Origin of the sequence: Bacteroides mucinivorans, assembly GCF_034654355.2 — a bacterium.
GTDB lineage: Bacteria > Bacteroidota > Bacteroidia > Bacteroidales > Bacteroidaceae > Bacteroides > Bacteroides nordii.
The window spans coordinates 1,507,104-1,519,396 of the sequence record NZ_CP178179.1 but is presented as its reverse complement, the minus strand read 5'-3'; the positions used below and the strand labels follow the sequence as shown (position 1 = coordinate 1,519,396).

At 37.3% G+C, this 12,293-nt stretch carries 11 protein-coding genes; 6 read left to right on the top strand and 5 right to left on the bottom strand.

Features of this window, described 5'->3' with window-relative positions; all coding sequences use genetic code 11:
• Positions 1-1,272: 1,272 nt before the first annotated feature.
• Complete coding sequence (locus tag VCM39_RS05260; RefSeq protein ID WP_195350067.1) at positions 1,273-1,737, bottom strand: MaoC family dehydratase; 465 nt, start codon at positions 1,735-1,737, stop codon at positions 1,273-1,275.
• Between the two features lie 108 nt (positions 1,738-1,845).
• A complete protein-coding gene (locus tag VCM39_RS05255) occupies positions 1,846-2,712 on the bottom strand; it encodes a DUF6845 domain-containing protein (protein WP_322933101.1) in 867 nt (288 codons plus the stop codon).
• A gap of 709 nt (positions 2,713-3,421) precedes the next feature.
• Between VCM39_RS05255 and VCM39_RS05250 the strand changes: the two genes are divergently transcribed.
• The 6 genes from VCM39_RS05250 to pncB all read left to right on the top strand — a co-directional run bounded on the left by VCM39_RS05250 (position 3,422) and on the right by pncB (position 8,464).
• Positions 3,422-4,201 (top strand): SDR family NAD(P)-dependent oxidoreductase, encoded by a 780-nt coding sequence (locus VCM39_RS05250; protein WP_289293034.1) that lies wholly within the window; start codon positions 3,422-3,424, stop codon positions 4,199-4,201.
• Between the two features lie 191 nt (positions 4,202-4,392).
• The gene (locus tag VCM39_RS05245) at positions 4,393-4,995 is read left to right on the top strand and encodes a TetR/AcrR family transcriptional regulator (RefSeq protein ID WP_221651206.1); all 603 of its coding nucleotides are present in this window, start codon (positions 4,393-4,395) and stop codon (positions 4,993-4,995) included.
• Between the two features lie 8 nt (positions 4,996-5,003).
• A complete protein-coding gene (locus VCM39_RS05240) occupies positions 5,004-5,726 on the top strand; it encodes a hypothetical protein (protein ID WP_322933102.1) in 723 nt (240 codons plus the stop codon).
• Positions 5,726-6,256 carry a hypothetical protein gene (locus VCM39_RS05235; protein WP_322933103.1) on the top strand — a complete coding sequence of 177 codons (531 nt, stop codon included), beginning with the start codon at positions 5,726-5,728 and terminating at the stop codon, positions 6,254-6,256. Before VCM39_RS05240 ends, VCM39_RS05235 begins: the two co-directional genes overlap by 1 nt.
• Positions 6,253-7,236 carry an Acg family FMN-binding oxidoreductase gene (locus tag VCM39_RS05230; RefSeq protein ID WP_322933104.1) on the top strand — a complete coding sequence of 328 codons (984 nt, stop codon included), beginning with the start codon at positions 6,253-6,255 and terminating at the stop codon, positions 7,234-7,236. Before VCM39_RS05235 ends, VCM39_RS05230 begins: the two co-directional genes overlap by 4 nt.
• Positions 7,237-7,297: 61 nt before the next feature.
• The gene (gene pncB, locus VCM39_RS05225; RefSeq protein WP_322933105.1) at positions 7,298-8,464 is read left to right on the top strand and encodes a nicotinate phosphoribosyltransferase; all 1,167 of its coding nucleotides are present in this window, start codon (positions 7,298-7,300) and stop codon (positions 8,462-8,464) included.
• Here the strand turns inward: pncB and VCM39_RS05220 are convergent.
• The 3 genes from VCM39_RS05220 to VCM39_RS05210 form a co-directional block, all read right to left on the bottom strand.
• Positions 8,450-9,271 carry a helix-turn-helix domain-containing protein gene (locus tag VCM39_RS05220; RefSeq protein ID WP_289293041.1) on the bottom strand — a complete coding sequence of 274 codons (822 nt, stop codon included), beginning with the start codon at positions 9,269-9,271 and terminating at the stop codon, positions 8,450-8,452. The genes pncB and VCM39_RS05220 overlap by 15 nt on opposite strands.
• A 474-nt stretch (positions 9,272-9,745) precedes the next feature.
• A complete protein-coding gene (locus tag VCM39_RS05215) occupies positions 9,746-10,594 on the bottom strand; it encodes an alpha/beta hydrolase (RefSeq protein ID WP_221651200.1) in 849 nt (282 codons plus the stop codon).
• Positions 10,595-10,641: 47 nt separating this feature from the next.
• Complete coding sequence (locus tag VCM39_RS05210) at positions 10,642-12,255, bottom strand: hypothetical protein (protein WP_221651199.1); 1,614 nt, start codon at positions 12,253-12,255, stop codon at positions 10,642-10,644.
• Between the last annotated feature and the right edge of the window lie 38 nt (positions 12,256-12,293).

The following is a 12,293-nucleotide window of genomic DNA, read 5'->3' as shown; positions in this document are numbered from 1 at the left end:
CCGTTATTTATTGACCTTATTTCAAATACCTATATATAAGTATTGACGGTTCTAATTTCTCAAAACATTTTAGTGTTTTGGACTTGTACTACTTGTATTGTTTATCAATTTTTCAAAGAACGCTTCGTTTTTAAAATCGCTTCGTTTCAAAAGCGGGTGCAAAGGTAAAGGACTTTTTTATAACTACCAAATGTTTTGGAAAGTTTTTTTTTTAGTTTTTCCCCGAGGATTCTCTAACAGCTCTCTTGCGAAAGGAGAAAAAACCTACAAAGAAAAAACGCCTTTTCATTTGCGAATCGGACTGCAAAGATAAGAACTTTTAAACTTTAAAACCAAATCTTTTCAGAAGTTTTTTTTGTTTATTCGTTATCCGGTAATCCGCGCTTTCAATATGTCAATCTTAAAAGGCTTAGACTCTCTTGCTAAGCGGATGCAAAAGTAGACCTTTTTACAATATACACAAAACATATCAGGAATTATTTTGGAATAAAAATGAAAATTTATCGTAATACGCTGATAAGCAAAGGTGTTGTAAAACATAAAAAACGAAAGGAAGGAAAACAAAGACACATTATAATATATAAGCGCGCACGTATACACGTGCGAGAGGAAAAAAACAAAGAAGGAGAAAAAGGGAAGAGGAAAGAAAGAGAATCTGACATAAGAAGAAGGAAGAATTAGAAAGAAAAAAAAGAAATGTAAAATATTAGAAACAAGAAAAGAGAGACTCGTAGAGAAACAGGACGTTCATCGTAGAGAAACGGGACGTTTCTCGTAGAGGAAAAAACAAAAATAGCAACGCACTGAATAGCAATAGATTACAAAAAAATAATAAATGTACACTTTTTTTATTGAAAACAAGTAAGGATTGATGATAACAAAAAAATAGAAATGGGAAAATACGCACAGATACTAAGCGAAGATTTATAGTATGAACAATACATATATAACACGTTAAATACCAATATCATATTGATGATAATACAACTCTCTTATATTTATAACATCCAGATGTTCTTGTCAAAAACACCCGGATGTTTTAGCCCACAACACCCGGATGTTTCCTATAAGAACACCCGGGTGTTGTGGTTTCTTAATCCTTGAGTTATTCTCATTATTAAAGCTATTGCTTACATATATAAAAGCATACTGATAAAAATAGGAACATTGTACAAGTTGGATATTCTCTATAAAACAGAAAGAATACAAGATTTTTGTAGAATCTCATTCATAAGCAATGTGCTTCTCTCATAATACAAATTCTCAGAAGCTTTAATTAAAGTAATATAAGAATATAGCAATACCTTCGAGCGCTTTCTTTGGCTGATCTTTAATTTCAATAACGAATTTAATTTCAGCTTTTGCTACACCACGCAAATTGGTCAGAGAATGAAGACTTGCCACCATACGAACACTCTGCCCTGGCAATACAGCCTGGCCGAATTTCATCTTATCCATACCATAATTTATCATCATCTTCAGGTTGTTCACTTCAATAATCTGGTTCCACATATAAGGAAGCAACGATAAAGTAAGATAACCATGAACAATGGTACTATGATACGGGCTTTCTACTTTGGCACGCTCTGTATCGACATGAATCCACTGATGATCCAAAGTTGCATCGGCAAAAAGATTAATACGTTCCTGCGAAACTTCCAAATAATCCGAAACTCCGATTTGCTGACCTACTAACTTTTCAAATTCCTCATACGAATTGATAATAACCTTCTCCATATTTCTTATATTAAATTGATATTTTACAAAAAAACATTTTAGTACGTACTGTCACATACGTACTAAAATGCCACAAAGATATAATTTTTTTGGATTAAGCAGGAGTTTTTATATGACAGACGTTTCGTATGCACTGGTCAACATTTCATAATCGGCATCTGTATACTCTCCTTTTTCCCGTACTTTCTGTGCTTGCTTGATGAAAGTTTCAACTTGTGCCAAGAATGCCTGATAAGCTTTCATATCGTTTTCGTGTCCAGCTACGACAGGAAGTTTTCTGGCTGCCTCCAATTGCCTGGTAAGTTCGGCTATTTTCAGGTCAATGCGTGCAGTTTCCATCACAACATGCTTACGGGCATACAAATTAATAATACTCTGCATCGTGGATGCCATTTTACGAACAGACATAATTTGTTCTTTTAACGGACTGTCTGCCAGAAGCACCTGTTCAGCCTGTTCGGTAAAAGGACTCAGAATATCAAAAACATTCATTTTATACTCGGCCATCTCTATACTCAGCCGATAACTCGCTTCGAGAAGCTGGTTCGCCTTAGTATAATCCTTTGTTTTCAAATAAGACAAATAGGTATTGAAATTGGAATAGAACTGAGCTCTTGAACGAAACAGACCTGCATAATTCTGTTTCAGGTTCTGACGGGTCTCTTCGTTAAAGCAAGTACCCGGATTCATCAGCATCACAGTATCTTTCTCAGAAATGACAGGAGGTGTAATGGGCGTAAGAGCAGGAGCTTTACCTTTCTGTTCCATATATCCCAGAACGGCATTTACGTCTTTCTCATTCACTACATCTTTCAGTACACTAAGAGAAGTATTGTAATACTTAACTACTTCCATTGCATCTTCTACATTTGCCGTACTCACAGAAGTAGTTGATTGACTCTTATTTCCTCCCGAACAAGAGGTTAGCAAAAAGGCACCGATCAGTGCTCCAAATAATAATAAATTCTTTCTCATAATTCTTTTCTTTAATAATTTTATAAACAAGATAAGCCAAAAGACAGGCGACATTGCACTAATAACAATATAAATGACGTTTTGCTTTCGGATATTTTATAAATTTAAAAAAGAAGCAGATATTTATCATATAAACAAAAAAAGGCTACGCATCACGCGCAGCCAATCCTTGTTAACCTTAAATCTAATACTTATGAAAAAAACACTGTACAAAGATACCGATTCTCAGGAAATCAGCAAATTTCAGAGCCTTTAAAGGCCATATTATAACATGGTTTAATGGTAAAGAGATCGCGTTAACACTTTAGACTTATTACGTTAACAATTAACATATACATTCACAATCCGAGGAGGTCACATATGGACATAAAAAAAGGCTATCTATCCCAGACAGCCAATCTTTGTTAACCTTAAATCTAATACTATGAAAAACACAATGCAAAGGTACAGATTTTCAAGAAACCTCCAAATATCCGTGACATAACGGGGTGTATTATAACATGGTTTAATAGAATCGACCGGCCATTAACACATTCAGTGTATTCCGTTAACATTTAACAGATTTATAAACAAATGAACCGATAAAAGAATGGCAGATGCAAAAGTCACTAATGAAAACGGAAATCGTATTAAACCAAGATATAGAAAAATAACCTTTTCTTATAGCTGATTGTTTTAAAACAGAAGAACCCACATAAACCATTCTATCATGAACAGATTTGAAAATAAAGTAGCCATCATTACCGGTGCAGCCAGCGGTATTGGAGAGGCAACCACCCGTCGTATCGTATCCGAAGGAGGGAAAGTAATAATCGCTGATTATTCTAAAGAAAAGGCTGACAAACTGGCTACCGAACTAACTCAGTCCGGAGCAGATGTGCGTGCCACTTATTTCTCGGCAACCGTACTTCAAAGTAGTAAAGAACTGGCAGAATTTGCCATGAAAGAATATGGGCAGGTAGATGTACTGGTAAATAATGTGGGCGGAACCGACCCCAAACGAGATGGCAATATCGAAAAACTGGACATAGACTATTTTGACGAAGCATTTCATCTTAATCTATCCTGTACAATGTATCTTTCACAACTCATTATACCTATAATGAAGGTACACGGTGGAGGTAATATTGTTAATGTGGCTTCCATCAGCGGAATTACTGCTGATGCAAGTGGTACACTTTATGGTGCAAGTAAAGCCGGAGTAATTAACTTGACCAGATACATAGCCACACAAGTAGGCAAAAAGAATATCCGTTGCAACGCCGTAGCTCCCGGACTTGTACTCACTCCTGCTGCTTTAAACAACATGAATGAAGATGTACGCAATATTTTCTTAGGACAGTGCGCTACTCCTTATCTGGGAGAACCGCAGGACATCGCAGCTACTATTGCCTTTCTGGCCTCGGAAGATGCACGATACATCACCGGACAAACCATAGTAGCAGATGGAGGACTGACCATACATAACCCGACAGTAGAATTGGCATAACCTCTCAATCAGCTATACTATATTTTTCTTAAAACTAACCACTTAGCCTGTTTAAACTCTCCTCTTAAAAACTCTCTTCAGCTTATCCCAAGGAAATTTTAAACAGGCTCTTAAAATTTATTCCCTTTTTCTTTTTGATGTTACCGATAGGAAACATACTTTTGTGACCAAGTAGTAACAACAACAGAATAATGGAAAAAGAAGTAATTAAAAACAGGCAAACCACAGAAATGAATCTTATCAAAGCCGTTGACGAACTTATCGAAGAAAACGGATTCGAAGGATTGGGTATAAATGCTGTAGCGGCTAAAGCCGGAGTTTCCAAAATGCTAATTTATCGCTATTTCAATTCATTGGATGGATTAATAGCAGCTTACATCCAGCAACATGATTACTGGATAAACTTCGACGAACAACTGCCGGACGAAGAGCACATAGGCGAATTTATCAAAGAAATATTCAAGAGACAAATTGCTATGCTAAGACAAAGTTACACACTCCGAAGATTATACCGATGGGAATTGACATCCAACAATACTTTTATTAAAGAACTACGGGAAAAGAGGGAAGCAAAGGGAATATGGCTGGTAGATGCTGTCAGCAAACTATCTAAACATCCTCAGAAAGAAACCGCAGCAATGGCAAGTATTCTCACTGCTGCAATCAGCTATCTCAGCTTGCTGGAAGAAAACTGTCCGTTTTTTAACGGGATTAACATTCAGACCGAGGACGGCTGGAAAGAATTGGAAGAGGGCATTAATATACTGATAGATATTTGGTTAGAAAAACGATAAAAAAGAAAATGAACAAGATGACAATAATAGGAATCTGCATTTTTGCCCTGTTATCGGGTGGATGCAACAAAGATTTGGTGGAATATCACAGCAACGACATCAGGATATCAATTGAAAAGGGAGATGGATGGTTACATGATTTCCCTCTGTTTTTAGGAATCAATAAAAAGAACCCGCCACAAATTGCAATATGGACGGAAAATACAGAAGGACATTATCTCTCTACAATCTATGTAACACACAAAATAGCTACGCAAACCTGGCAAGCGGCAGGAGGAAACCGAAGAAAAGAAGCACTTCCGCATTGGTGTTATTCCAGAGGTGTAAAGTATGAAGACGGACTATACCTGCCAACCAAAAAATCACCCCTGACAGATGCTGTCACCGGAGCAACTCCTAAAGGAAGTTTTGATGTAAAACTAACTCCAACGGGAAAGATAAAGAAATTCATTGTAAAAGTGGAAATAAATCACTCAACCGACTGGAATGATGCCTATCCGAAATCGGCTCAGCAAGGAGATTCCAACTACTCAGGGGGAAAAGAAGGAAGTGGGCAACCGGCACTGGTCTACGCAGCGGAAGTGAATCTGACGTCAGGAGAAAAAGAGTTTCAGTTAAACCTCATTGGACATAGTAGTCCGGACGGAAGTGACGGAGGTATTACAACGGACATCTCCTCAATAACAACCGCACTGAACATTGTAAAAAGCATAACTATAAACCTGAAATAATGAAACGATTTATCCTCCCATTATTTGTATTATTTAGCTCAACGATAACTGTTCTGGGACAAACCGATACAAAAAAGATTTCCTATACTACCAATTTGGGAACAGGACTTCCGATGAGTTCTCCGGCCCATACACCATTCACATGGGAGGTTATGGGACATTATCACCTTAGTCAACGATTTGCAATAGGTGCCGGTACAGGGCTTTCAGTGTACGAAAGAGTACTTATACCCCTTTATGCAAACGTGCAATTCTTCGTCACCAACCCCAAAAAGCTGACTCCATATCTTGCATGTAATGCCGGCAGCGCATTTACTCCTGGCAAAGAAGCCAATGGAGGTCTATACCTCTCTCCCTCCGTCGGAATGCAACTGAAGATATCGCATAAACTGAAAGTAAATTTGGCTATAGGATACGAATTGCAGAAACTGAAACGGGTTAAAACAGACTCGAACGAATATTTCACAACGGAGTTTGAAGAACATTTATCCCACAATTCAATAACCTTCAAAATAGGATTGACGCTATGAAAGAAAAAAAAGCTGACTATCTATTCATGGTAGAACAAGCCACAAAAGCACCTTCGGGACATAATACACAGCCATGGTTGTTCCGTATCTGCGAAGATAGCATTGAAATACATCCGGACAACCGGAAAACATTGCATGTGGTAGACAGAAACCGAAGAGAAATGTTTGTTTCACTGGGGTGTGCCACGGAAAATCTATGTATAGCAGCCGAAAGTATAGGATATGCCAGCAAGGTACATGTTTCGGAAGAAGGAATCATCTCCATAGAACTTCATTCCGTGGACAATCAGAAAAAGCCATTACTCTCCGGACAAATAGCCGAAAGGCAGACCAACCGAAGTATATATAATGGAAAACAAATTCCGGAAGAGGTAATCAGAGAGTTACTTACCCTTGAAAAAGAAGAATACATCGGGATATACTGCTGGCAGAAACAGAGCATAGAGTTCAACAAAATACGGGATTACGTACTGGCAGGAAATAAAATACAAATGAGCGACAGTCGTTTCAAAAACGAACTGAAAAGTTGGATGCGGTTTAACAAGAGGGATGAGCAACAAACCCTGAACGGATTGAGTTATGCTGTATTCGGAGCTCCTAACCTCCCCAAATGGCTATCACGTCTCATAATGGGAGCATGTCTGACACCCGGGATGCAAAACAAAAGTGATGAAAAGAAAGTAAACTCCTCCTCTCATGTTGTACTTTTCACTGTTGAAAATGATTCTATCCCGGAGTGGATTCAACTTGGACGCACACTGGAACACTTCTTACTAAAAACGACGGAAGCAGGCATTGCCACCGCCTTCATTAATCAACCTTGCGAATTGAAAGTACTGGCGGAGCAAATGCAATGTGAAGTAATTCACCAAACAGGAAAAGAAAAAAGAATCCCGGTAGTATTGTTGCGTATAGGATATGCCAAACCAATGCCTTACTCTCCCAGAAAAGAGAGAAATGAAGTAATTATATCTGAGTAGAGTAGCGTTTCTTCTCAACAAATACTAACTTTATAGTGTTTTCTTAAAAAAAGACCTACAGATGATGATTCATACCATACTCGATACAGACCTCTACAAGTTTACCACTTCGTATGCTTATATAAAGTTGTTTCCCTATGCAATGGGGACTTTTAGTTTTAAAGACAGAGATGAAACAGCCTACACAGAAGTATTTCTGAGTAAACTGAAAACAGAAGTGGCCAACCTGGCTAAAGTGACATTGGCTGATAAAGAACTGGAATATATGACCCGTAACTGCAGATTCCTACCACCGGTATACTGGGAATGGCTCTCTTCTTTCCGGTTCCAACCGGAGAAAATAGACATCCATCTGGATAAAGAACATCACCTGAATATCGAAATAACGGATTACCTCTATAAATCGACACTTTACGAAGTACCATTGCTCGCCATTGTTTCAGAAATAAAAAACCAGATACAGGGAAACGTAGCCAACACGGAAGAGATAATCTGCAAACTATCCGAAAAGGTGGCACTCTCAAATGAACATCAGTTGTCATTCTCTGAATTTGGTACGCGAAGACGATTTTCTTTTGATGTGCAGGACAGAGTGATAGGGTATTTAAAGAAATCTGCACACTACTGCACAGGCACATCGAACTGCTACTTTGCTATGAAGTATAAGATGAAGATGATGGGAACGCATCCACACGAATGGTTCATGTTTCATGGAGCGCAGTTCGGTTACAAACATGCCAATTACATAGCACTGGAAAACTGGGTAAATGTGTATGACGGCGATCTGGGTATCGCACTGTCCGACACTTATACTTCTGACATCTTCCTGACTAATCTCAGCCGCAAACAAGCAAAACTATTTGACGGTGTACGATGCGATTCGGGAAATGAATTAGAATTCATCGATAAACTGACTGCACGCTATAAAGAACTTGGTATCGATTCAACAACTAAAACAATCGTGTTCAGCAATGCACTCGACTTTGGCAAAGCACTGGAAATACATGAATATTGCCGTGGAAAAATAAGATGTGCTTTCGGTATCGGTACCAATCTGACGAACGACACCGGATTTAAACCTTCTAACATTGTAATGAAGCTGACCCAATGTAAAATGAATGTCAATCAGGAATGGCGCGAATGCGTAAAACTGTCTGATGATATAGGCAAACATATCGGTAGCCCGGAAGAAGTGCGGGCATGTTTATACGATTTACGACTGGGATAACCGATACTCCTGTGGAGCCATTCCTGCATAACGCTTAAAATAACGGGCAAAAAAAGAAGAGTTAGGAAAATTAAACCGTTCTGAGATTTGGGTAACAGTAAGCGTAGTAGACTTCAGTAGCGTCTTTGCCTCACGTACGGTAAAGTCGGCTATCCAATATGACGGAGTATGCCCGGTGACTTGTTGTATCACCCGCGCCAAGTATTTGGAAGTAATGCAAAGCCGATCGGCATAGAAAGATGTCTCCCTATGCATAGGAAGATGTTCATGCAAAAGACTAAAGAATCCATCTGCCAATTCCTCCCGATGAGTGGCAGTAGTCTTTATCGGATAATTGGCATAAATAGCACTCACCTCAGCAGTAAAAATGAATGTTAGGGAACGAAGTATTTGCTTATAAGAAGGATGCGTTTTAAATGTATAATGAGTATTTATGGCTGCATGCCACTTCTCCAACCGCTCTTGCTCTATAGCCGTAAGAAAGAGAAACGGGGTATGCTCTATCTTTTCCGAAATAAGTGTAGGAAGCACATACGGAAAATCAGTCATCGAATCGAAACGAAAAGCAAACGTAAGACAACGGAAATCATCAGTACACATCACCGAACGCAACAAACGTGAAGGCAACAAAGTGAGCAATGCCCCAGCCGACAATGTATACGAATGATTGTCTATCTCTACCGTAGCCTGCCCGGCCGTAGTAAGTACAAACACAAGTCCAACCATCGCATTACGTTGTGATCCTCCAATCGGAAAAAAACGAAAAAAAGCACCTGCCTCATCAGATATAAAGAAAGAAGTTTCCATTTTTAATACTTTTCCAATGTGTCAATCCAGGAGTGTGCAAATGTTCTACCTTTACACACAAATGACTATCAATAAATCACACATTACATTAGTTCATATTTATCCTAATAAACTTGTTACAAATATACCTATTCTTGATGATACAATTTAGACACTTATATCCAACTTGACAGCAAATAACTTGTTATAACAAAAAATAATAACTCATAGAAATACAAACTTTTATTAATATTAAAAGCTTTATTATTATGGAAAAGAAAAAATAAACTTAAGTAATGAAAGATTGTTAACATTACGATTACACAAGTAATAAATAGATTCGATATTATAATAATAAATGAAGAAAAGTATCCCTCTGCCCTAACAAGTAGAACAGAAAAGATACTAAAATAGATGACTACTAATTAATCAAGATAAGAACATCTTTGGTATTATCCTGTATATTCTCTATTATATCTCCATTCGTCAGCATAATCATGGTAAATTTACTTCGGATATATTCTTAAAAAAATTACTAAAGAACAACAACTGATAATCTATAGAATTACTCCAATATTGAAAAGTATGTCCTCCCGGACGAACAATATAATCATGTGCAATTTTTTGTTTAAGAAGTTTTTGATGAAGATTATTATTTACCTGAAAAAAGAAATCATTATATCCGCAATCTATTATCAAACACAAACTCCCATTTTTTAATTTATCAATTTGGTTTATAACAGTATAATGTTCCCAGATCTGTTTACTAGATGACTGTTCACCTAAGTGTTTTTTTATTTCCCATTTATCAGGAAACAAAGTTATATCAACTCCTCCACTCATACTTCCGGCAGCACCAAATATGTCTTGATGCCGAATAGCCAACCATAAAGCTCCATGTCCGCCCATACTTGCACCTGTTATAGCCCGCCCTCTCCTGTCCGATACTGTGACATAATTTTCATCAATATATTCTACCAGCTCCTTAGTAATAAAAGTTTCAAACTGAGACTTTGGTTCTTCAAGACTATCCCAATACCAACTATTTTCGGCATTAGGGCAAACGATCATAATTCCATATTGATCAGCAAGTATAGGTAAATCCGATTTAATCTTATCAATCCACACTTTATGACTATCATGATATCCTTTATTACTGTAGCCATGTAACAAATATAAAACCGGGAAACGCGATTCAGCTTTTTTTGTGTCGGGCGCAATAACAATACAAGGTATATCCCGATTCATTTTTTCACTTTTCACTTTAATAGTATCAACAACAGAGGAGTTAATCGGAATACATATCCATAAGCAAATCAATAATAATAACGACTTCAATACCATAATAAAATATTTTATATGAACTTCCTTATCGATTAGTTTGATTTTATCTAATTACAAGAATCGCTATTAACTAGTCTGTTTAAATACTCGTCCATAAAAAGTAGTGTTTTCACAGATTTGTAAGTACAGTTCATCCAAAAACTTTTTCCAGGTCTCACCATCCATAATGTAGCCAGAAAACCAGAAGAAGCATCTTGCCAGATTGTTATTGTATTGGTCAGACTTATTGCTTTTGCCAACAATAACGGATCTTTAGTCCTATCATAAGCCGCCATAAGAGCATTAATCACATTACACGCACTATCATCTACCGGAGTTTGATAATGATATTGTTCGAAGACGCAAGGAGTTCCTATCGGATAAATACCATTTTTATCCGCTTCTACATTCCAAATGGTAAACTGATCTTCACAAAAACGTATCAAATCCAACGCATCCTTAATATCCTGAGCTGTAGATTCTTCATCTTTCAACAATAATTCCGCATACGGAGCTACCGTGCAGTTTGTCATATTCTCATAACGATGAATAAAAACCGTCATATCCTCAAACTGACCATGCCAGTCATAAGCCGGATATATATCTTTTTTTATATAATTATAAGCCCTTTCTCGAGCTGTCTCGAATTCAGTATAACCACATATTCTCAACCGGTCAAAAAGAGAAATCAAAGAAGTTGGTATCGCTTTAGCATCATTAACTGGAATCCCACTTTCATAATCAACTTTTACTGGCCACGAACCATCATCCGCTTGATTCTTCAAATACGTTCTAGCAATTCCAAGTGCGTGGTCAAGATATTTTTTATCATGAATCAAATCATATAAATCCAAAAAAGCATCAGCAACAAAAACCGCCTCCATCATCATTGCCTTACCAATATTTTCTTCCTTCCTTGCTGTCAGTTCCTTTCCATAATAAGTTGGAGGGAAAAAAGCCAACGGAGCATCTACTGGAAGACTGTTGTCAATTAAAAATTGCGCAGCATTCTTTGCTATTTCTATAGCACTTTCTTTGTAGTCAGAATTTAATTTAGCAATCATTACCGCTACAGAAACAGTAGCTCCAACAATTTTACAGGGATAGGCATTATGAATATAGCTCATATCCGGTTCCGATGACGTCAACCAATGTTTAAAATACGGCTGGTGACAGAAATAGAACAAACCTTTCATAGCAGCTTCTTTATAAGAACGTACACTCGGAACATAAGGACCGATAAACGGATACTTTTTTTCAAAGCTACGTCGTCCTGCCTCACCTATGTATCGATCTTTTTTATCAAAAGATGCCACAACTAATTCATTCTTTCCTACCGGAACTTTATCCCAAACAGTAGATAATGGAGATAATATCGAATTTGTCCTAAAACTTATAGTATCATTAATAGTAAAAATGTAATACGACGCTTTTTTCTGCGGAACAAACTCGAAAACTGGCGCATAAGTAAAGGCCTTTGCATATTTATTCCAAAACGGAATACTTATCCCATCTCCCGGCCTGATCGGAGTTAAATATTCCACAAGTGCCTGTTTGTTCAACTGTTCAAAATCCAATCCCAATAAACTCTCATATGATTCAAACTTCTGAGCATTCAGATTAGAAACCGTAATAATGGAAACAAATATTGCAACTATTTTTTTTATATTTATCTGTAACATAATTCACATATTTATACATATTAAAATTACTTTCGTAA